The following is a 20,014-nucleotide window of genomic DNA, read 5'->3' as shown; positions in this document are numbered from 1 at the left end:
GCGTCGACCGCGCCATCGAAATCGGCGTCGTCGACGAAGAAATCGAACCCTCACAAACCCGCGCCGTCCTCACCCGCGCACTCGCCGAAGCCCCCAACCGCCGCGGCCGCCACAAAAACATCCCACTGTGACAGTCGGCACCACACTCACCGTCGACGGACACCGGCTGGCATATCGCCAGTTCGGTTCCGGGGACCGTGTTGTGGTGCTGTCACACGCCTTCCTCACCTCGCATTATCTGGAGCATGCGTGGGCAAAGGAATTGGCCGAGCGCGGTTTTCGAGTGATCTGCCTGGATCTGCTTGGCACCACCGCGGACGAGCGCCCGCTGGAGCCCGACCGCTATAACTCACAGGCCTTGGGACGTCAGCTCATCGGCGCCCTGGATGCCCTGGGGGTCGAGCGTGCGGTGCTCGGCGGAACCTCGGTCGGCGCCAACATTTCGGTGGAGGCGGCGGCATTGGCACCCGAGCGGGTGGCCGGCTTGCTGCTAGAGGGACCGTTCCTAGAGCGGGGCATCGGCGCGGCCGGGTATCTGTGGTCAGCCGGGCTCACCCTGTTCACCCTTGGTCGGCCACTGGTGTGGCTGGCCGGCGCGGTAGCCCGATCGTTCCCCGAAACCGAACAGCCCACCCTCGGCTTGATCCGTGAATTCCTGACCGCTTCGCCGGCGCGGTCTGCGGCATTCATGAAGGGGATGCTGGTGGGTCGGATGGCACCACCACGTGCGGTACGCCGGGCCGTGAGTGCGCCGACGATGATCCTCTCGCTGTCCGCCGATCCGCTGCATCCAGCGGCCGATGCTCACAATCTGGCGATCGATATCGTTGGTGCGCAAGTGATTTCGGTCGGAACACTGGCCACCCTCCGGTTCTGGCCGCGTCGGGTGACACCCGCGATCGTGAGCTTCCTAGTAGAGACGTTCGGTATCGACGTCACCGCTCGGCAAGCCGATGCCTAGCTCTTGCCCTCACTGTTAGAGTGACGTTTCATTCACATAATCGACAAGGGAGTCTGGGGAATGGCACTGCGGCGTAAGAAGGCACTTAAGTTGCTTGTCGACGGTCAGCCGACCGCGACGCTCGTCACGACCAAGGTCGGCCCGAGCCTGTTCCAGCGGCTTTCGGCACTTATCCAGACTCTGGTGCGTCTCAGCATTCGCCTCACAGGTATCGGCTTCCGGGCGGGCGGCGCAGGACTGGCAGCCACCGGTGTGGCGCATTTCGTCGCGCCCCAGCCGTTCGAGTCTCTCTCCAAGGTCGCCTTCCCGGAGGACACCCGCCGCTGGGTTTACCAGAACGGCGTCACCGAACTGCTGCTCGGGCTGGCACTGGCGTTCCGGCGTACCCGCATCGTGGGTAGCCTCGGTGGCCTCGCCTACATCGGCTTTCTGGTCAGCCGGGTGATCGGTAACGCCGGCAAGAGCTGAGGCTCTATCCGACTCCGCGCAGCCAGGTGACCTCGGCGCCGTCGCCGCCACTGCGGTAGGGCTCCAGAGCGTCGTCCCATGCCGTGCCCAGCATGGTGTCGAGTTCGGCGGTGATGCTGCCGAAATCGGAATCCATCAGCCCGCGCAACCGCATTTCACTGACCATGATGTCGCCGTTGGCGCTCGTACTGCCGCTCCACATGCCGAGCTGCGGAACGTGGCTGAACCGCTGACCGTCCACGCCCTCGCTGGCATCCTCGGTGACTTCGAAGCGCAGCACCGGCCATGAGCGCAGGGCGTTGGCGAGACGCGCACCGGTACCGACCGGACCCACCCAGTTGGTGACGGCACGCAGCTGCCCCGGCATGGCCGGTTGGGCCTGCCAGCGCAGCTTGACCGTTTCACCGGCGCGTCCGGGCACCATCGATGACAGGGTTGACGACAAAGCCCACTCGACGTGCGGGCATACCGCTGCCGGTGAGGCATGGAGGTACACCACGCCGGTTGTCGAGTCGGCGAACTGAGGCGACGCGTGCATTCGTAGTGCTCCTTTGTCTTCGACGAGAACGTCTTCCCCAACGGCTCGTGAAGCTTCTAGAGCGTGTTACCGAATTACACCAATGTGCCTTGTGACACCATTGTGCCCCGTGATGCGCGTGTTGCGCCAGTCCTACCGACGACTTTGAGGTAACGGCTTCCTGAGAATTTGTGGCCGGCCTTCCGCTCACGCGGGAATCTCAGCCGAATTCCGCCAGCACCGCGTCCGAGAGCTGCGGCCACACCTGGTTGGCCCAGCCGTCGAAGGACCGGTCGGTGAGCACGACGAGCGCCAGGTCAATGGCCGGATCCACCCAGATGAAGGTGCCCGCCTGCCCGAAGTGCCCATAGGTGGCAGGCGAGTTCTCGGCGCCGGTCCAGTGCGGGATCTTGGTGCCCTTGATCTCGAAGCCCAGACCCCAGTCGTTGGGCCGCTGCACGCCGTAGCCGGGCAGCACCCCGTCCAATCCCGGGAAGACGACGCTGGTGGCACGTTGATGCGTTTCGGGAGTCACAATGCGTGGCCGCAGCAGGTCACCGACGAAGGCCACCAGGTCGTTGACCGTGGATATTCCCCCATACCCGGCGGTTTCTGCCCCGCCGGGCAGCACCGTGTCTCCCATACCCAGCGGCTCCAGCACAGCCTCACGCAGATACGTGCCGAACTCGATGGTGGCCCCGGCGGCCACCGCATGCGCCAGCACTGCGAAGCCATAGTTCGAATAGACGCGACGCGTGCCCGGCTTGGCGATGATGGCGTCAGAGAGCAGCGACAACCCCGAAGCATGTGCGAGCAGATGCTCGACGGTCGAGCCGGGAGGCCCGGCCGGGGTGGCGAGGTCGATGGCCCCCTCTTCGAGCGCTACCTGTGCCGCCCGGGCCACAAGCGGTTTGGTTACCGACGCGAGAGCGAATTGGTGCGTCACCGGGCCGATTTGGGCCCTGATCCCCTCCGGCCCCACCACCGCGGCGGAAACCGTGGGCACGGGCCAATCGGCGACAAGGTCAAGGGCACTCACAGGGATGACGATAGTGTCTCGGCATGGCTCAAACGGTGCGCGGTGTGATCGCTCGGTCGGTGAAGGCTCCGGTGGAATTGGTGGACATCGTGATCCCCGACCCGGGCCCCGGCGAGGTGATTGTGAAGGTGCAGGCGTGCGGGGTATGCCACACGGATCTCACCTATCGCGAGGGCGGCATCAACGACGAGTTCCCGTTCCTGCTCGGCCACGAGGCGGCAGGCATCGTCGAAACCGTCGGTGAGGGTGTCACTTCGGTATCGGCAGGCGATTTCGTGATCCTGAACTGGCGTGCGGTATGTGGAGAGTGCCGCGCGTGCAAGCGCGGCCGCCCGCAGTACTGCTTCGACACCTTCAACGCGACACAGAAGATGACGCTGACCGACGGCACCGAACTCACCCCCGCCTTGGGCATCGGGGCGTTCGCCGAAAAGACCCTCGTGCACGCGGGTCAATGCACCAAGGTCGATCCCTCGGCGGATCCCGCGGTGGTGGGGCTGCTCGGGTGCGGGGTTATGGCCGGGCTCGGTGCGGCGGTGAACACCGGCAATATCGGACGCGATGACAGCGTCGCGGTGATCGGTTGCGGCGGTGTCGGGGACGCCGCGATCGCGGGCGCCGCCCTGGTGGGGGCGCGCAAGATCATCGCCATCGACACCGATGACACAAAACTGGCCTGGGCCAAGGACTTCGGTGCCACCCATACCATCAACGCCCGCAATGTCGAGGACGTGGTGACCGCGGTGCAGGAACTCACCGACGATTTCGGCGCCGATGTCGTCATCGACGCGGTGGGCCGCCCGGAAACCTGGAAACAAGCCTTCTATGCCCGCGATCTGGCCGGCACCGTGGTGTTGGTGGGTGTGCCCACCCCCGATATGCGCCTGGACATGCCGCTGATCGACTTCTTCTCCCGCGGCGGCTCGTTGAAGTCCTCCTGGTACGGCGACTGCCTACCCGAACGCGACTTCCCCACCCTGGTCAGCCTGTACCAGCAGGGCCGCCTGCCGCTGGATCGCTTTGTCTCCGAACGCATTGCGATCGGAGACATCGAGGAGGCATTCGAGAAGATGCATCACGGCGAGGTACTGCGCTCCGTGGTGGTGCTGTAACAGGATCCTCCGTTGTCTATCAACCGGAGGCGGTTTGTGATCGGAGGTGCCACCGTGGCCGCTGCCACAACCGGTTTGGCTGCACTCACCGGGTGCGACGATGGCACCGCACCCGACGGCCCTGACGCCGGAGCCGATCTGATCTTCGTGGGCGGCCCCGTGGTGACGGTCGACGGTCAGGGCACCACGGTCGAGGCGCTCGCCGTAGCCGGTGGGAAGATCGCCGCCGTCGGTACACGGCAGAACGTGATGAAGCTGCGCACCGCCGAGACGAAGTTAGTCGAACTCGACGGACGTGCGCTGCTTCCGGCGTTCGTGGAGGCCCATAGCCACCCGAGCCAGATCGCCGCGACGCTCGGCCCACCCGCCGTGGATGTCCGCCCGTTCGTTGTTCCCACCGGCACGGAGGTCATGCAGAAGCTGGCCGATACCGTTGAGGCCACATCGAAGGGCACGCAGGTGCTGCTATACGGCATCGACGTGCTGCTGCAACCCGATCTCCAATTGCCCACGCGCACACAGCTCGACGCGTTAGCACCGGATAATCCGGTGGTCATTGTGGCCAATAGCGGACATGCCGCCTACGCCAACAGCGCCTCCTTCCGGCTCGCCGGTATCACCAAGGACACTCCCGACCCCCTCGGCGCCGAGTATGTGCACGGGCCCGATGGTGAGCTCACCGGTGAGGTCCGGGAGACGGCGGCGTTGATCACCTTGGTGACGCCGTATCTGCGGAATGTCGCGGAGCCCCATGCCTACCCAAACCTGCAGTGGGCCTGCGGGCAGCTGGCGGCAGCGGGAATCGCCACGACCAGCGAGCACAGCTACAGCGCGGCCCAGCAGGGCGATCTGTACCGCAGGCTGGCCGCCGACCCTGACGTCACGCTGCGTATCCGCGCCTACGAAATGGGGACTCCCGAACTGGCCAAGGACCCGGCGCATGTGGCGGGGTCCGCTGTCGGCGCGGACCAGATGTTCGCCCAGATCGGCATGAAGCTCTGGGCAGACGGATCACCTTGGCAGGGAAACATTTTCACCTCGTTCCCCTATCTGGACACCGAGGCGACGCGCCGCATGGGCCTGGAACCGCACCACCACGGCGGTATGAACTACACGCCCGAACAGGTCACCGAACTGGCGACGGCCTTCATCACACAGGGCTGGCAGCTGTCCTGCCACGTTCACGGCGACCGCGCGGTGGACGTGGTTCTGGACGCATACGAGAAGGCCCAGTCCCCCGTCTCGGCGCGCTCCCGCCTCGAGCATGTCGGTGCGATGACCCCCGCACAGTTCCAGCGCGCGGCACGCCTGGGTGTGCACCCAAGCCTGTTCATCGCACACGTCTACTTCTGGGGAGATCCGCTCATCGACGAGCTGTTCGGTGCGGACCATGGTGCGCACTGGATGTCCGCGAAGTCGGCGGTGGACGCGGGACTGCGCATTTCCTTCCACAACGACGGCAATGTCACCCCGCCAGATCCGTTGGGCAACATCGCCGCCGCAGTCACCCGCAAGGCGAAGGGATCCGGCCGAGTGCTGGCCCCTGAACAACGGCTCAGCGTCGCGCAGGCCGTGCGGGCGCAGACCATCGACGCGGCCTGGCAGCTGCATCTCGATACTGAAATCGGCAGTCTCGAGGTGGGCAAGTACGCCGATCTAGTGGTGTTGTCGGCAGACCCGCATGCTGTCGACGCGGACGCGTTGCGGGATATCACGGTGCGGGCCACCTATCTCGCCGGGCGGCAGACCTACGCCGCACCCGAGGGCTGACCGGTACGCACTCAGTGTTGGGTATCCAGCATCCCACGAGAGCTTTTGACCTTGTATAACTCGTAATCCGCTTGCTGGACAAGCGAATCCAAGTCAAGTTTACGGCCGGTTTGGGACTGCCACGCGGCACCGACGCTGATGCTCCAGGAGTCAATCCCCGCGCGCGGAGTGCTGACGCGGCGAATGGTGCCGTCGATATTCTCGGCACGGCCAGGGAACGCCACCACCAAGAATTCGTCACCACCGATGCGCGCGGCGATCTCACCGACCCGTGTGTTCGCCGTGAGCATGGCTGCCACTGCTTTCAACATCGCATCGCCGGCGCCATGACCGCGGGTGTCATTGAGTTCTTTGAGCCCGTCCACATCCATCAAGACCACGACGACGTCGACGGCGTCGATGCGACCGCGGTGCAACAGGTCAATCGCGGTTGTCACGCCTCGACGGTTCAACAGACCCGTGAGCGGATCTCGGTTCGCGGAGACTGCCGCGGCCATGATTGAGTCTCGGCCTCCTTCGAGGACTAGTTGGATGATGACCGGCATCAGTACCACCGCGGACAGCGCCGGTGCGCCGTAGGTGAACTGCGCGGACAACGTCGCACCGTCAACCATGACGTTCATCGCCACCAGCAGGCCGAACAACGCCAGGGCGAACGCACAGTGGATCACCAAGGCGCGCCTACCCAGGAAGAAGGTGGGCAGGAGCCCGACCAGGCCAAGGTATGCGACCGCACAGAGCCTGGCCGTCGGGTCGGAAAACATGGCTGCCGCAATCGCCAACGTCACATCCGCCCACATCACGAACGCCACCATGCCGCGCCGACTCGGCCAGGAAAACATGATCCAACACAGGCCGACGATCACCGCCATCGCGGCCGCGATCGCCTGGATAGTGCGTGGCCACACCCCCTGGGGCCCTAACGGGTTGAACTGGTTGGCTCCCGCCAGAACCACGATGGAGAAGCACAAGAGCCCGATGCCCACCTTGAGCTGCCTCAACTGCCCCGCGCCTCGAAGCGCATCGGTAACCAGAAGGTACTGAAACCCTGGCTCTAGCTGCTGCCGATTTTGCACACCCGATTATGACCCTTGCAATCACCGTGAGCAGGTGCCTTTCGCGCACAAGATGGCACGCCGATAGTGGCGGGCATGACGACACGACACGGACGCAAGGCGGCCATCATCGGTGCCGGTCAGACCGGCGCTACGGCCGCACTGGGACTGCTGGACAGAGGTTTTGACGTCACCATCTACAGCGATCGTGATCAGCGGAGTTTGCGGCAGGATGTGCCCGCGACCGGCACCGCGCTGATCTTCGGCGAAGCGCAACGTGCCGAGGCGGGCCTGGGGCTGTCTAGCTACCTGGAACCGGGGCCCACCTCGACCGGGCTCAGTGTGCGCCTGGTCGACGGCAGCGATGCCGCGCGAACCGAGCTGATCGCCTTCGACGCCGACTTCGACGCGGGTACGCGCGGCGTCGCAGTGGATACCCGGCTCAAGGCCGATGACCGGCTGACCGAGTTCCGGGAACGGGGCGGGCAGTTCATCGTGGAGCAGGTGGATCCGGAACGGCTCGACTCCATCGCCGCCGCGCACGATCTGACGCTGGTGGCGACCGGCCGTGGCGGATTGTCGTCGCTGTTCCCGGTGGATACCGCTCGCACGGTGTACGACCGCCCACAGCGCCGCCTGTTGATGCTGACGGTTGCCGGGTTGGGTCATGGGCCAGAGGTTTTCGCGCATCGCGGCCCCGCCGGTGGCCGTCACAGCGCGTTCTCGTTCATCACCGATCAGGGTGAGGCGTGGTGGGGTCCGTATCTGCATAAGGACGCCGGACCGTCATGGTCGTTCCTGACCTGGGCCAAACCCGGTAGCGAGTGGGAGCGGCGGTACTCCGCCGTCGACAGCGCTGCCTCCGCCCTGCAGGCGGTGACCGGTGTGCATCGCGACTATCTCGACTGGGACCTACCGGAGGTGTTGTCGCTCAACGTCATCGAGGAGGATCCGCATTCGTGGATCACCGGTGCCGTGACGCAGCTGGTGCGGCACGGGGTGGGTCACACCGCCAGCGGGCATCCCGTCGCGGCGCTCGGCGACACCGCGGTGGCCTATGACCCGATTGCCGGGCAGGGTGCGCAGGGCGGCCTGGTCCAGGCGGCCGCTCTGGTCCACAAGGCCGCCGCGCATGACGGGCACTTCGACACCGCATGGCTCACCGAGGCATTCGAGGAGTTCTACGACCGGCGTGCTCGTGCCGCGCAGTTGGTGACGAGGCTCTATCTCGGCGACGACGAGCTGCACGATTATGGCGACCTGTTCTTCGCGGCCGGTCATGTCCACGAGGGATTCGCGTCGAAGCTGTTCAGCCTGCTCGACGATCCGAAGCCGTTCGAACGGGTTACCTCAATCGAGTCGGCCAAGGAGCTCATCACCGAGTGGGCCGGTGAGCCGGCCGATGCCATCCTGGACCGATTTTCCCCCGCCGGCCGATTCACGCGGTCGGGTCTGGTGTACGCCGCCTAGTACATAGCCTCGATCAGTTCGCGGTACTTCTCTCCAATCGGCTTGCGCCGCAGCTTGTTCGTCGGCGTAAGACAGTCCGATCCGGGCTCCCAGACCTCGGGCAGCACGGTGAAGGTCTTGATCTGCTCGACGCGTGACAGGGTGCGGTTGGCGTTTTGCACACACTCGTCGACCGCTGTGCGCACCGCGGGATCCGATGCGAGCTCGCCATGCGGCCCACTGAGGCCGTGTTTTTCGGCGAACCGCGCCAAGGCGTCGGGGTCCAGCGTGATAAGCGCGGTGTTATAGGGCCGCCGATCGCCGATCACCGCAACCGGCCCGGCCAGTGGCGTGTTCGCCGTGATCGCGTTCTCGATATTGGTCGGCGACATGTTCTTGCCGGCCTCGTTGATGATGATTTCCTTCTTGCGGTCGACGATCTTGAGGTATCCGTCCGCATCGAACTCGCCGATATCCCCGGTGTGCAGCCACCCATCAGAATCGACGGTCTCGGCGGTCTTTTCGGGCATCTTGCGGTATCCACGCATGATGCTCTTACCGCGCAGCAGCACCTCGCCATCAGGACCGAGTGATACCTCGACGCCGGGGACCGGCAGACCAACCGTGCCAATCTTGATCCGGTCCGCACGGCTGATGGTGCCCGCGGCGGTGCATTCGGTCATTCCGTAGCCCTCGCTGATCGGAATCCCCAGGGCGAGCAGGTACTCGTGTACGTCGACAGGGATGGGCGCCGCACCGCTGGCTCCGACCTTCACTTGATCCAGGCCAATGCGGGTACGGATCGAGGACAGCACCAGCCGCTCGGCAATGGCGTGGCGTACTCGGTCGGGCGGCCCGAGACGCCGTCCCTCAGAGTCGGCACGCGCCCGGCGCCGGCCGACGCCGATGGCCCAGCGCGCCAACGCACGCCGCAGCGGGCTGACCTCTTCCAACGCCGCATCGAGTCCCATCTTCGCCTTGACCCAGACCCGGGGTACGCCGAGGAACATCGTTGGGCGCACATCAGCCAGCGCGGTAAGAACCTGCTTGGGATCGGCCACCGTGGTGACCTGCAGCCCGTACAACAGATTCTGGTAGTGGCTGAACCAGCGATTGGCGGCATGCGCGTCGGGAAGGTAGGAGACGGCCCGGTCGTCGAACCCGATCGGCCCCATCTCCTCGGTGATGCGGGCGTTCTCGATGAAGTTGGTGTGGGTGAGCTCGACACCCTTGGGTGGGCCGGTGGTGCCCGAGGTGTAGACGATGGTTAGTAGGTCATCCGGGCGCACCGAACGCCAGGTGTTCTCGAAGTCGAAATCGGCAGCGGGCACCAAAGTTTCCAAGTGCACCGCCCCCGCGACTGCACCGTCCACACAGACGATGTGCTCGACCTTGCCGCCTTGCGTGACGGCGGCCCGGATCTGCGGCAGAAACTGCTGCTCACAGATGACCACCCGGTTGTCGGCGTTATCGAACTGGTAGGCCAGCACCTCGGACGGGTTGGTGTTGTACACCGAGAATGGTGTTGCCCCGCAATGCAATACCGCGGTATCGCAGAGATGGAACTCGGGGCTATTCGTCAACATCAATGCGACGGTGTCCCCTGGGCCAACGCCCAGCCCGGCCAGGCCGGTGGCGATCTCGCGGACCCGGTCGCGATACTGCCGCCAGGTAATCGTCACAACGTCACCGACGGTGCGCAGCGCAACCCGATCGGGCTGCTCCGCGGCGGTCTGCTGAAACGCCTCGCAGAGCGTCGTCGGGCGGGTCATCAGATGCGCCCTCGAGACTGTGTCATCGCGCCATCCTATGGATCAGAGCCCGGTCAACGCTGCGCCGGACGATACGCTGTGACAACCACTGAACCACCGAGCCCGATGTTGTGCTGCAACCCGACACCGTCCTTGGTGGCAGCGCCGGCGACCTGGCGCTTGTCTGCCAGACCCCGTAGCTGCCAGTTCAATTCGGCGCACTGGGCCAGTCCGGTCGCGCCCAGCGGGTGTCCCTTGGAGATCAGTCCGCCGGACGGGTTGACCACCCACTTCCCGCCGAAGGTGGTGTCCTCATTGTCGATCAACTTCCCTGCTCCACCCTGATCGCACAGCCCAAGCGCTTCATAGACCAGAATTTCGTTGGCAGAGAAGCAGTCATGCAGTTCGATGACGTCGATATCCCCGGGGCCGATCTGCGCCTGCTCGTACACCGTGTCGATCGCCGCCTTGTTCATATGCGCGCCGACGATGCCCGCCGCGGTGCCATCGAAGGTGTCGGCGCGGTCGGTGACGGTGGCCTGCCCGACGATCTCCACGGCCTGATCGGCCAGCCCATGCTTGTCCACGAATTCCTCGCTCACCACGACCGCGGCCGCCGACCCGTCGGAGGTGGGTGAGCACTGCAGCTTGGTCAGCGGCCCCACGATGGTCCGCGAGGCCAGGATGTCCTCCAGCGAGTACTCGTCCTGGAACTGGCTGTACGGGTTGTTGACCGAGTGCTTGTGGTTCTTGTACCCGATCCAGGCCAGCTGTTCGACGGTCAGGCCGTACTCGCGCATGTATTCCTCGGCAGCTGCGGCGAACATCCACGCGGTCATCGGGAACTGCGGCTGGCTGATCTCGCCGAGCGCGGTGAGCTGCGGACCCAGCGGTGATTCCCGGTCGGCGAACTTCATGCCGAGCGAACCGGGTTCCATCTTCTCGAATCCCACCGCGAACACCGCATCGGATTGTCCGCTGCGAATGGCGTTGGCCGCCATGAACAATGCGGTGGATCCCGTGGAGCAGTTGCTGTTGACGTTGTAGATCGGGATGCCGGTGTGGCCCAGCTCGTAGAGCGCCCGGTGGCCCGAACACGAGTCGCCGTAGACGTTCCCGATGAAGGCCTGCTCGATCTGCTCGTACCGGACACCGGCGTCGTCGAGCGCCTTGGTGCCGGCCTCCTTGACCATGGCCGGGTAATCCCAACCCGCCGCATGTTCTTTTGGCTGACCCGGCTTCTCGAATTTGGTCATGCCGACGCCGACGACGAAAACCTTGTTGTGCTGCTTCATTGCCACTCCTTACCCGCGCCTCGTCACAAAGACCGAGAGATGATTTCCTTCATGATTTCGCTTGTGCCACCGTAGATTTTGTTGACCCGGGCAGCCGCGTAGGCCCGCGCGATCGGGTACTCCATCATGTACCCGTAACCCCCGAAGAACTGCACACACCGGTCGACCACGGATACGCCCTTGTCCGCGGCGATCAGCTTGGCGATCGAGGCGGTCGCGGGGTCGTTGTTGCCGTCGAGGTATTGCTGGATGCAGTAATCCACCGTGGTCTTGATGGACAGCACCTCGGCCTTGAGCTCGGCGAGCTGGAACTTGGTGTTCTGGAACTTGATGAGCGGCTTACCGAATGCCTCACGCTCCTTGGTGTATTTGATGGCCTCCACCAGCGCACCCTCGGCCATACCGGAGCAGGCCGCAGCGATGATGAGCCGCTCGCGGGCCAACTGGGACATGAGCTGATAGAACCCCTGTCCCTCTTGCTCGCCGAGCAGATTGCCGACCGGCACCCGCATATCGGCGAAGAACAGCTCGCGAGTGTCCTGACCGTGCTGGCCCACCTTCTCCAGCACGCGCCCCCGCTGGAAACCGGGCAGGTCCTTGGTCTCGGCAACGATGAGCGAGACTCCGGCAGCACCTTGGGACGGATCGGTCTTGGCGACGATGACGAGCAGATCGCAGTGAGTGCCGTTGGAGATGAACGTCTTCGAGCCGTTGACGACGTAATGATCGCCGTCGCGGATCGCGGTGGTGCGCACCGCCTGCAGGTCCGAGCCGGTGCCGGGTTCGGTCATCGCGATGGCCAGTACCAGGTCGCCGCTGATGATGCCCGGCATCCAGCGGGCCCGCTGTTCCTCGTTGCCGTAGGTGTTGACATAGTGCGCGACGATCGGCGAGTGCACGGCCCAACCGGTCGAGGTGTCCTGTGCGAGCGCCAGCTCCTCGCCTACCACCGCGGACAGGCCGAAATCGCCACCGGCGCCGCCATACTCCTCGGGCAGGTCCAGGCCCAGCAGCCCGGCGTCGCCCATCTTGTTCCAGAACTCGCGGTCCACTTGGTGCTGCGCACTCCAGCGTTCCTGGTTGGGCGTGGACTCCTTACGCAGGAATTCGGCGGCATGCTTGCGCAGGTCGCGGTGCGCATCGGTCTCCCAGGACGCACGGTAGGCCGGGAAAAGTTCGGACATGTGTTGGACCTCCTCGTCGAGTCAATACAAGTGTATTGTTTCAGATTCATTTGTAAAGGGCTGCGGTATGATCTGCCCCATGGCAAACCCGCGCGCGACCGATGAGGACCTCACCGCAAAGGCGCGTATTCGGAATACAGCGCTGGATCTCTACGCCCAGTACGGCGAAGAGCGAATCTCGTTGCGTGCGGTGGCATCCGAGGCCGGGGTGACCCTCGGGCTGGTACAGCACCATTTCAAGACCAAGGCAGGCCTGCGCGAGGCCGTCGACCAGCTCGTCGTCGACTACTTCGTCGACACACTGCGGTCCGTCAGCGGCGAGAAGGACCCGCGCAAGCTTGCGGCAGCTCGCGACAGCGCGGTGACGCACATGCTTGAGGCGAACCCGCCCGTCGTCAACTACGTGCGTCGAGCCGTGCTGGAGCCTTCCGATTCACAGATGCATCTGCTGGACGCGCTGATCGGGCTGACCCGCGATGAGGTGTCCACACTGCGCAAGGAGGGCATGGCCCCGACGGCTCGTGCCGAATCGACTCAGGTTGTCTCCGTGCTGGTTCGTCAGATGGGCGCGTTGCTTCTGCAGCCACTCATCGATGCCGCGTGGGATCGGGTGCAGCACGGGAAAGCACCTAAGCCGACGCTCTCGATCAAAGTGCTCGACTGACCGCGTGAATTCATCGCACGGGGATGCCGGGCGGTTACGGTATTTGAGTGCCACCACGTAAATCCAGCACGTCGCGACCGACAGGGCGCAGCCCCGGCTACCGTCCGACCGACGATGAGCTGCTCGATCTCGTGCTGCCGGTCGTTGCCGAATATGGTTGCAGCGCAGTGACCATGGAGCAGATAGTGGCATCCGGCCAGGTCACAAAACAGACGCTGTACGCACATTTTGGTTCCAAGGAGGGACTACTCATACGGCTTGTCAGCCGTGAGGCGGCGTTGATGCGCGCCATCTTCGACAATGTGTCAGCACCAGAAATGGTCAACCTCGATGATCCGGTGGCCTCGTTGAGTGCCGCGCTGGAACCGTTCTTCGTCCATGCCGCATCACGCCCACTCGGAATGCGATTACTCGCCGATTCCACGGCACCTCGGATCCCTGGGTTCAATGAGCAGGTTCTCACCGACGCGGTCACCCGGATCACGACCGCCCTTGCGCCATTGGATACGACGGGTGCTGCCGACCCGCAGCGACGCCTGCTGTTGGCGACCATGTCCGCCAGCGCCATACGGTCCGGCGTCATGGCTGCGATTGCGCACGGAATTGACCCGGAGGTCGCGGTGCGCGCATGCGCGACCTTTATCGTGGCCGGCGGCGCTGCCACGTATTACCTGTAGCCCCCGACCGCCGACACCTGGTAGCCAAAATTGGCTCTTGCCACTCCCATTCACAAGGTCTACCGTCGAGCTTGACTATACGTTCTAGCTACAACGGTGTAGAGGAAATGGGTGTCATCATGGAAGTAGATTTACTCTCCGACGAGCACGTGCTGCCCGTCGATCGCGAAGTCACCGCCACCACACTCAAGGTGACAGGCGAGATCCCGAAGTTTCTCAACGGGAGATATGTGCGCACCGGACCCAATCCACTACCCGGACAATATGACCCGAACAACTACTCGGTCTTCGGGCTCACCGGCGACGGCATGGTGCATGGCGTTCGGCTGCGCGACGGCCGCGCCGAGTGGTATCGCAGCCGGTGGGTGCGCACACCGAAAGTGTCCAGATTGCTCGGCGAGAAGCCGAAGCCGGTCAATCACCGCGTCGGCACGTCCCTGGTCGCGCCACAAACGACCGTGTTCGGGTTCGGCGGTAGGACGATCGTCGGCGCCGAGGGCGGCGTCGCGCCCTATGAATTGACCGATGAGCTGGAGACCGTCGGAACCTGTGATTTCGGCCGAACATTGGAAGGCGGCTATACCGGCCATCCCAAACTCGATCCGGTCACCGGTGAGCTGCACGCCGTCACCTACCAGCTCGTCGGCCCCGCAATCGCCCACTACGTGGTGATCGATCCCAATGGGACGGTACGCAAAAAGGTCCCCCTCGACGTTCCCGGCCGTCCGCTCATACACGACATCGCGTTGAGCGAGAACTACGTGATGATCTTCGACTGCCCGCTGGTGGTCGACCTCAACCTGCTGACGCGCAAGGTGGCACCATCGGCAACACCGCCATTCATCACCCGGATGGCGGCAGGGCTCCTCGGCCGATTCGAGCCGCCGGCACTGTTCGGGCCGATGGTGGCCAGAGCACCCCTGCCCAAGACGGCCGAGGTACCGCTTCGGTGGAAGAGCTCGCACCCCAGCCGAATTGGGGTGATTCCCCGCCACGGGCCAGCCACGGTGCGGTGGTTCGAGATCGAACCGTGTTACGTGTTCCACACCCTCAACGCCCACGAAGAGGATGGCACCATCGTCGTCGATGCGTGCCGTATCACTGGGCCCGACGATGACTCCGAGTACCACATCTCCGACGTATTAGGTACGGGGCGGCCACGCCTGCACCGGTGGGAACTCGACCTGGAAACCGGAGTCGTCAAGGAATCATGGACCGACGAACGCCTCCAGGAGTTCCCCATGATCGACCCGCGTCGGGTCAGCCTGCCGCATCGATACGGCTTCACTACGAGCGTCGGCGACACCGATATCGACACCCTGGAAAGCCTCGATGACGCACGCGCCTCACTGATCCGCCACGACCTCACCAACGGCGGCACCACCGAACACAAATTGGAGGCCGGACACATACCAGGCGAGTTCTCCCCCGTACCGCGTTCCGAGGACGCCGATGAGGGCGACGGGGTGCTGATCGGATATGAATACGATCGCAGCACCCGGCTGAGCAATATGTTGATCGTCGACGCTCAGTCGATGGAAAAGATTGCCACCATTCATCTTCCAGCACGGATACCGTTTCAGTTCCACGGCAACTGGATCCCGTCCTAGGAGTTCTTGGCGAGAAACCTCCGCAACAGCAGCCAGGCGATCAACACGTTGTAGACAGCGCCGATGACCACATACGGCCACCACATGCCGTGATCACAGGCCAACCAGAACGCCTTTGCCGCCCAGAACGGTGGCAACACGCCGAACGCGAGCCCCCATGCCGAGGGGATAAACCAGGGCAGGCAGGGCAGCCCGGCGATCAGCATGCCCAGCGCTCGGACCGCCGCCAGGCCCTGAATCTTGTTGTTGGCAAAGGCGATCACCAATAGCAGGGTGACGACACCCGATAACCCCGCGAGCAACCCGATCGGGATGAGAGCAGGCAGCAGGCCGGGGCCGAGGATTCCACTGAGCGACAAAGTGACGACCACATATACCGTGGTGACCAGGACGACCGTCACCGCACGATAGAGGAAGTACCCAGACAACGGCACCGGGGTTACCCGCAACGCGGTCAATGTTCCCGCGTCGACTTCATCGAGAACTAGGAACGCGCCCAGCGCTCCGGGAATGATGATGCTGGTGAGCAGCAGGAACGCCGTCAGCACCAGCGGGTAGTACGGCGCCAGGTCGAATCCCTGGGTGGTGGACAACATTTCAGTGGTACGCGGGGTAAGCACCGCCACCCCGACGGTCCAGATGACGGGTGCGAACACCACCATGATCAGCAGCGGGTCGCGGTAGGTTCCGCGAATATCGTTGCGGCCAAACGCGGCCCACACTCTTGCGGGCATCATCACATGCCTCCTGATTTCGCGACGATATACTTACCGAACGCAGCCTGGGACAACCCGAAGAGGATGCCCACACACAGCACTGGATAGATCAGGGCGTACGCGACCTGCCAAGGTGCCAGCACCACTTGATCGAATGCGGTGCCCAGCAGCAATAATGGGCCGTTCGTGGGGATCAGGTACAGCGCGGGGTTTGGCCAGACGCCCGAGAAACTCAGGATCGGCAGCGTCAGTATCGACAGCGGAATGGTCGCCGAGAGAAACCAATCGCTGATGGATGCGAACGGCAACGAAGTGAGAAATCCGGTGAGCAACATGAGCAGGGTACCGATGACGACCCCGGCCAACAGGGGCAGCGCACGATAGTGGATACCGCTGGCAATGGTGGACACCCCAAACGCGACGAACACCGAAATCGCCAGCAGTACCGTAAGTTTGACGGCAAGGTATTCCCGGAAGCGTAGCGGCGTACAGATCACGGCTCCCAGGGTGTGCTCCTGCTTCTCGAAGAACACCGTGCCCGCGATGAAGAAGAATCCGATGATCGAGATATCGCCGAATATCATGTACGGCTCCATGACCGGCCGCAGGCCGTCGGACATCGGTAACAGCACCGCCAGCCAGATGAATCCGGAGAATATCGCGGCGTGCAGAAACTTCTGCCGCACCTGCAGTGTCAGCTCGAGCCGCAGCGCCGTGCCAAACCTGTTCATGCGAGCTGCCTGCCGGTAACCGCAACGAATACATCGTCAAGACTGGCTTCGGTGCTGTGGATGGTCTCCACGTCGTGGCCGCGCAGCACCGCGTGGAAATCACCGTCATCGGCCAGCCCGTCAAGCGGAAACTCGGCCTCTTCCAGACCCCCATTGACTCCCCGGTATTCGACGCGCACCGCACGGCGTCCGCGTGCCAGTTTCAGCTCCGCCGGCGCATCGAGCGTTGCGATGCGGCCGTCCACCACGAAGGCCACCCGGTCACACAGTTCATCGGCTGTCGACATGTCGTGCGTGGTGAGAAAGACGGTGCAGCCCCGGGCTTTCAGATCGAGCACGATGTTCTTGACCTTGCGCGCGTTCACCGGATCCAGGCCCGAGGTGGGTTCATCCAGGAAGAGCAACTCGGGATCGTTGATCAGTGCGCGCACGAACGTCAGGCGCATTTGCATGCCCTTGGAATAGGCACCGACCCGGGTATGAGCATCGTCGGCGAGGCCAACGGATTCCAGCAGCTCCATGGGATCGAGAGTCGGACCGCCATACAGGGACGCAAAAAACTTCAGATTCTCCAGGGCGGTGAGCTTTTGGTAATGGTTGGGTAGCTCGAAGGACACGCCGATGCGCTGGTAGTAGTTCTTGCCCCAGGCCCGCGGACCCTTCCCCCACACGGTCGCCTCGCCACCATGTCCACGGAGCAGGCCGATCAGCAGCTTCTGAGTGGTGGACTTGCCGGCGCCACTGGGGCCCAAAAACCCGAAGATTTCCCCCGCATCGACACTGAAATCCATTCCCCGGATGGCAGGTTCGGCATGCTTGGAATTGGCGCCGGGATAGGTGAAGGTCAAGTCGCAAACCCGAATTACCTCGGTCATGTGCGCAGTGCGCTCCTCTCGGTGGTGTTCCGTCACTGTACTCAATTTTCAGTAATTTCTGAAGATACTGAATATTAAGAATTTCTAGTAACCTCGCGATGTGGAGGATTCCGCCGAGCAGCTCGCACTGATGCTGACCACCCACGGCATGCAACGCATGACCGCCCGGGTACTGACTGCCTTGCTCTTCAGCGAGGAACCAACCCTTACCTCCAGCGAACTGGCAGACCAACTCCAGGCGAGTTCTGGGGCAATCTCGACCGCCGTGCGCATGCTGACGTCGGTGGGCCTTGCCGAGCGGGTACCAATGCCGGCGAGCCGACGCGACCACTACCGACTGCGCGATAACGCTTGGGCAGTGTTGTTCACCAACCAGAATGTTGTCATCTCCGCCATGCAGGCCGCAGCCGCGGCCGGGATCGCCGAGACGAAAACGGGAAGCCTGGCACGGGCTCGGCTCAAGCAGATGAACGACTTCTATGCGTTCCTGCTCGGAGAAATCCCAGAGCTACTGGAGCGGTGGCGGCAGCAGCCCACCGAGAAGCGCTAGCGACCGGCGACCGCGATCCGCACGCCGTCCTTGCCTGCAGCCAGTAGATCCTGCAACACCTTCTGGACGACCTGCAGGTCCGCATTGCTGTACCGCTGCAGGAAATCGCTTACACCGCATTCCATCTCGTCGTGCAGCTGACGGTGCACCTCGGCGACCGCACGCCCATCGGCGGTCATCGTGAGCTCGATCTCCTTGCGGTTACCGGGGATCGGCGCGCGCTCCACCCAACCCGCGTCCACCAGCCGCTGCACATGCTTGGATACCGTGCCCTTGAGCTGACCCGAGCGTGCAGCCAGGCCCACCACACTGACCGGCCCGTCGGCGATCGCCGCCAGCAGGTGCAGCGACAGTGTCGGCAGGGTTCTGATGAGATGTTCCATCCGCGGCGGAAGCCGTGATGCCATAAAATCCCGCTCGGCGTCCCCGTCGTCATCCGACTCGAACTTGTCCCCCACCGCACCCACCAGGGTGTTGATGCTGCCGATCAGCGCCAACTTGGTTTTCATGGAAACCATATTGCCATCCGGACGGGGGCGTCGTACATTGTTTTCGATGGTTTCGATGGAAACTATTTCTACGGAAACTTGAGGAGTGAGCCATGAAGGCAGCAGTCGTGCATGAGTGGGGACAGCAACCGGCCTATACCGACTTCCCGGATCCGCAACCCCCCGAGGACGCAGTGGGCGCCGAGGTCGCCACCGTCGAAGCCTCCGCCCTGACCAACCTCACCCGGGCCGTCATCTCCGGAAAGCACTACAGCAGCAAGGAAACTCGCCTTCCGGCAATCGCCGGCGTCGATGGCGTGGCCAGGCTTGCCGACGGCAGACGCGTGTACACCGGGGCTATCGCGCCGTACGGCCTGATGGCCGAACGCACCATCGTCTACCCCGCGGGTGCGGTCGAGGTGCCCGAGAACGTCGATTCGGTGACCGCCGCCGCGATACCCAATCCAGGACTGTCGGCCTGGCTGGCCCTGTCCTATGCCGCCGCGGTGCAGCCCGGCCAGCACGTGCTGGTGTTGGGCGGTACCGGGGTCACCGGATCCTTGGCGGTGCAACTGGCGAAATCCGTATTCGGGGCCGAACACGTGACGGTGGCGGGCCGTAACGCCGAGCGGCTGGCCTGGCTGCGTACGGTGGGCGCAGACGATGTCATCGCACTGGGCAGCGACGACCTCACCGAACACGTCATCGCGCAGCACACGAAGCGCCCGTTCGACGCCGTGCTGGACTATCTGTGGGGCTCCCCCGCCGAGCAGACCCTGAACGCACTGGCGGCCAGCCACTCGTCGGCGCACTTCCATGCCACCCGCTTCGTGCAGATCGGCGCGATGACCGGCGAGACCGTCAGCGTCAACGCCTCCACCCTGCGCAGCACCGGCATCACCCTGTGCGGGGTCGGCATCGGCAGTGTCCCGCCCGAGTCCCTGCTACAGGCCCGCACAGAAGCCCTGCCGAAGCTGTTCGCCATGGTCGAGAGCGGAGACCTGCACCTGCAGACGCTGTCCCGGCCGTTGGCCGATATCGAAACCGTGTGGGCGGCGAGTGAGCCGTCCGGAGTGCGCGTGGTGGTCACCCCGCAGTAACC

20 protein-coding genes are annotated in these 20,014 nt (G+C 64.0%); 10 read left to right on the top strand and 10 right to left on the bottom strand.

The annotated features are described in order from the left end of the window. The first annotated feature begins 127 nt into the window (after positions 1–127). Together MLB1_RS21735 and MLB1_RS21730 are read left to right on the top strand one after the other, a co-directional pair. Positions 128–961: an alpha/beta fold hydrolase gene (locus MLB1_RS21735; RefSeq protein WP_180751894.1), complete on the top strand. Its 834-nt coding sequence runs from the start codon at positions 128–130 to the stop codon at positions 959–961. Between the two features lie 60 nt (positions 962–1,021). Further along, positions 1,022–1,429, top strand: a complete 408-nt coding sequence (locus tag MLB1_RS21730) for a hypothetical protein (RefSeq protein WP_180751893.1) — start codon at positions 1,022–1,024, stop codon at positions 1,427–1,429. Between the two features lie 4 nt (positions 1,430–1,433). Here MLB1_RS21730 and MLB1_RS21725 read toward each other — a convergent pair whose 3' ends face one another. After that, positions 1,434–1,967: a DUF3145 domain-containing protein gene (locus tag MLB1_RS21725; protein ID WP_180751892.1), complete on the bottom strand. Its 534-nt coding sequence runs from the start codon at positions 1,965–1,967 to the stop codon at positions 1,434–1,436. Positions 1,968–2,166: 199 nt separating this feature from the next. Then, entirely contained in the window at positions 2,167–2,985 is an 819-nt protein-coding gene (locus tag MLB1_RS21720) for a serine hydrolase domain-containing protein (protein ID WP_180751891.1), read from the bottom strand. A gap of 23 nt (positions 2,986–3,008) precedes the next feature. Between MLB1_RS21720 and MLB1_RS21715 the strand changes: the two genes are divergently transcribed. Both MLB1_RS21715 and MLB1_RS21710 read left to right on the top strand, forming a co-directional pair. Continuing rightward, positions 3,009–4,097: an S-(hydroxymethyl)mycothiol dehydrogenase gene (locus MLB1_RS21715; protein WP_180751890.1), complete on the top strand. Its 1,089-nt coding sequence runs from the start codon at positions 3,009–3,011 to the stop codon at positions 4,095–4,097. Positions 4,098–4,109: 12 nt separating this feature from the next. Next, complete coding sequence (locus tag MLB1_RS21710; RefSeq protein WP_180751889.1) at positions 4,110–5,867, top strand: amidohydrolase; 1,758 nt, start codon at positions 4,110–4,112, stop codon at positions 5,865–5,867. Between the two features lie 11 nt (positions 5,868–5,878). Here the strand turns inward: MLB1_RS21710 and MLB1_RS21705 are convergent, their stop codons facing one another. Next, the gene (locus tag MLB1_RS21705) at positions 5,879–6,943 is read right to left on the bottom strand and encodes a GGDEF domain-containing protein (protein ID WP_180751888.1); all 1,065 of its coding nucleotides are present in this window, start codon (positions 6,941–6,943) and stop codon (positions 5,879–5,881) included. Positions 6,944–7,018: 75 nt separating this feature from the next. Here MLB1_RS21705 and MLB1_RS21700 point away from each other — a divergent pair, with 75 nt between their 5' ends. After that, positions 7,019–8,392 carry a styrene monooxygenase/indole monooxygenase family protein gene (locus tag MLB1_RS21700; protein WP_180751887.1) on the top strand — a complete coding sequence of 458 codons (1,374 nt, stop codon included), beginning with the start codon at positions 7,019–7,021 and terminating at the stop codon, positions 8,390–8,392. Here the strand turns inward: MLB1_RS21700 and MLB1_RS21695 are convergent. Genes MLB1_RS21695 through MLB1_RS21685 form a run of 3 tightly spaced genes read right to left on the bottom strand, consistent with a single transcriptional unit; the run spans position 8,389 to position 12,601 of the window. Beyond that, entirely contained in the window at positions 8,389–10,143 is a 1,755-nt protein-coding gene (locus MLB1_RS21695; RefSeq protein WP_180751886.1) for a long-chain fatty acid--CoA ligase, read from the bottom strand. The genes MLB1_RS21700 and MLB1_RS21695 overlap by 4 nt on opposite strands. A 53-nt stretch (positions 10,144–10,196) precedes the next feature. Next, on the bottom strand, positions 10,197–11,417 hold the full coding sequence (locus tag MLB1_RS21690) for a lipid-transfer protein (protein WP_180751885.1): 1,221 nt from the start codon (positions 11,415–11,417) through the stop codon (positions 10,197–10,199). Between the two features lie 23 nt (positions 11,418–11,440). After that, a complete protein-coding gene (locus MLB1_RS21685) occupies positions 11,441–12,601 on the bottom strand; it encodes an acyl-CoA dehydrogenase family protein (protein ID WP_180751884.1) in 1,161 nt (386 codons plus the stop codon). A gap of 79 nt (positions 12,602–12,680) precedes the next feature. Between MLB1_RS21685 and MLB1_RS21680 the strand changes: the two genes are divergently transcribed. The 3 genes from MLB1_RS21680 to MLB1_RS21670 all read left to right on the top strand — a co-directional run bounded on the left by MLB1_RS21680 (position 12,681) and on the right by MLB1_RS21670 (position 15,552). Then, positions 12,681–13,265, top strand: coding sequence for a TetR/AcrR family transcriptional regulator (locus tag MLB1_RS21680; protein ID WP_180751883.1), 585 nt, complete (start codon positions 12,681–12,683; stop codon positions 13,263–13,265). A 47-nt stretch (positions 13,266–13,312) separates the two neighbouring features. Then, the gene (locus MLB1_RS21675; protein WP_180751882.1) at positions 13,313–13,942 is read left to right on the top strand and encodes a TetR/AcrR family transcriptional regulator; all 630 of its coding nucleotides are present in this window, start codon (positions 13,313–13,315) and stop codon (positions 13,940–13,942) included. Between the two features lie 119 nt (positions 13,943–14,061). Next, complete coding sequence (locus MLB1_RS21670; RefSeq protein ID WP_180751881.1) at positions 14,062–15,552, top strand: carotenoid oxygenase family protein; 1,491 nt, start codon at positions 14,062–14,064, stop codon at positions 15,550–15,552. Here MLB1_RS21670 and MLB1_RS21665 read toward each other — a convergent pair. Genes MLB1_RS21665 through MLB1_RS21655 form a run of 3 tightly spaced genes read right to left on the bottom strand, consistent with a single transcriptional unit; the run spans position 15,549 to position 17,874 of the window. Then, positions 15,549–16,289 (bottom strand): ABC transporter permease, encoded by a 741-nt coding sequence (locus tag MLB1_RS21665; protein WP_180751880.1) that lies wholly within the window; start codon positions 16,287–16,289, stop codon positions 15,549–15,551. The genes MLB1_RS21670 and MLB1_RS21665 overlap by 4 nt on opposite strands. Next, positions 16,289–16,999 (bottom strand): fluoroquinolone transporter permease, encoded by a 711-nt coding sequence (locus tag MLB1_RS21660; RefSeq protein ID WP_180751879.1) that lies wholly within the window; start codon positions 16,997–16,999, stop codon positions 16,289–16,291. Before MLB1_RS21660 ends, MLB1_RS21665 begins: the two co-directional genes overlap by 1 nt. After that, entirely contained in the window at positions 16,996–17,874 is an 879-nt protein-coding gene (locus tag MLB1_RS21655) for an ABC transporter ATP-binding protein (RefSeq protein ID WP_180751878.1), read from the bottom strand. The genes MLB1_RS21660 and MLB1_RS21655 overlap by 4 nt, the downstream gene beginning before the upstream one ends. 100 nt (positions 17,875–17,974) lie before the next feature. Between MLB1_RS21655 and MLB1_RS21650 the strand changes: the two genes are divergently transcribed. After that, on the top strand, positions 17,975–18,424 hold the full coding sequence (locus MLB1_RS21650) for a MarR family transcriptional regulator (RefSeq protein WP_180751877.1): 450 nt from the start codon (positions 17,975–17,977) through the stop codon (positions 18,422–18,424). Here MLB1_RS21650 and MLB1_RS21645 read toward each other — a convergent pair. Continuing rightward, positions 18,421–18,933 (bottom strand): MarR family transcriptional regulator, encoded by a 513-nt coding sequence (locus MLB1_RS21645; RefSeq protein WP_180751876.1) that lies wholly within the window; start codon positions 18,931–18,933, stop codon positions 18,421–18,423. The genes MLB1_RS21650 and MLB1_RS21645 overlap by 4 nt on opposite strands. A 92-nt stretch (positions 18,934–19,025) precedes the next feature. Between MLB1_RS21645 and MLB1_RS21640 the strand changes: the two genes are divergently transcribed. Then, positions 19,026–20,012 (top strand): zinc-binding alcohol dehydrogenase family protein, encoded by a 987-nt coding sequence (locus tag MLB1_RS21640; RefSeq protein WP_180751875.1) that lies wholly within the window; start codon positions 19,026–19,028, stop codon positions 20,010–20,012. Positions 20,013–20,014 lie beyond the last annotated feature (2 nt).

The organism is Mycobacteroides sp. LB1, assembly GCF_013449725.1.
Taxonomy (GTDB): domain Bacteria; phylum Actinomycetota; class Actinomycetes; order Mycobacteriales; family Mycobacteriaceae; genus Mycobacterium.
Note: the sequence above shows the minus strand (reverse complement) of the source record. Positions and strands in the feature narration are given on the sequence as shown.

Bases quoted from the DNA above. Each gene is read 5' to 3' on its own strand.
- MLB1_RS21730 (WP_180751893.1), top strand. From the start codon at position 1,022: ATGGCACTGCGGCGTAAGAAGGCACTTAAGTTGCTTGTCGACGGTCAG.
- MLB1_RS21725 (WP_180751892.1), bottom strand. From the start codon at position 1,967: ATGCACGCGTCGCCTCAGTTCGCCGACTCGACAACCGGCGTGGTGTAC.
- MLB1_RS21715 (WP_180751890.1), top strand. From the start codon at position 3,009: ATGGCTCAAACGGTGCGCGGTGTGATCGCTCGGTCGGTGAAGGCTCCG.
- MLB1_RS21700 (WP_180751887.1), top strand. From the start codon at position 7,019: ATGACGACACGACACGGACGCAAGGCGGCCATCATCGGTGCCGGTCAG.
- MLB1_RS21695 (WP_180751886.1), bottom strand. From the start codon at position 10,143: ATGACCCGCCCGACGACGCTCTGCGAGGCGTTTCAGCAGACCGCCGCG.
- MLB1_RS21690 (WP_180751885.1), bottom strand. From the start codon at position 11,417: ATGAAGCAGCACAACAAGGTTTTCGTCGTCGGCGTCGGCATGACCAAA.
- MLB1_RS21685 (WP_180751884.1), bottom strand. From the start codon at position 12,601: ATGTCCGAACTTTTCCCGGCCTACCGTGCGTCCTGGGAGACCGATGCG.
- MLB1_RS21680 (WP_180751883.1), top strand. From the start codon at position 12,681: ATGGCAAACCCGCGCGCGACCGATGAGGACCTCACCGCAAAGGCGCGT.
- MLB1_RS21670 (WP_180751881.1), top strand. From the start codon at position 14,062: ATGGAAGTAGATTTACTCTCCGACGAGCACGTGCTGCCCGTCGATCGC.
- MLB1_RS21665 (WP_180751880.1), bottom strand. From the start codon at position 16,289: ATGATGCCCGCAAGAGTGTGGGCCGCGTTTGGCCGCAACGATATTCGC.
- MLB1_RS21660 (WP_180751879.1), bottom strand. From the start codon at position 16,999: ATGAACAGGTTTGGCACGGCGCTGCGGCTCGAGCTGACACTGCAGGTG.
- MLB1_RS21655 (WP_180751878.1), bottom strand. From the start codon at position 17,874: ATGACCGAGGTAATTCGGGTTTGCGACTTGACCTTCACCTATCCCGGC.
- MLB1_RS21645 (WP_180751876.1), bottom strand. From the start codon at position 18,933: ATGAAAACCAAGTTGGCGCTGATCGGCAGCATCAACACCCTGGTGGGT.
- MLB1_RS21640 (WP_180751875.1), top strand. From the start codon at position 19,026: ATGAAGGCAGCAGTCGTGCATGAGTGGGGACAGCAACCGGCCTATACC.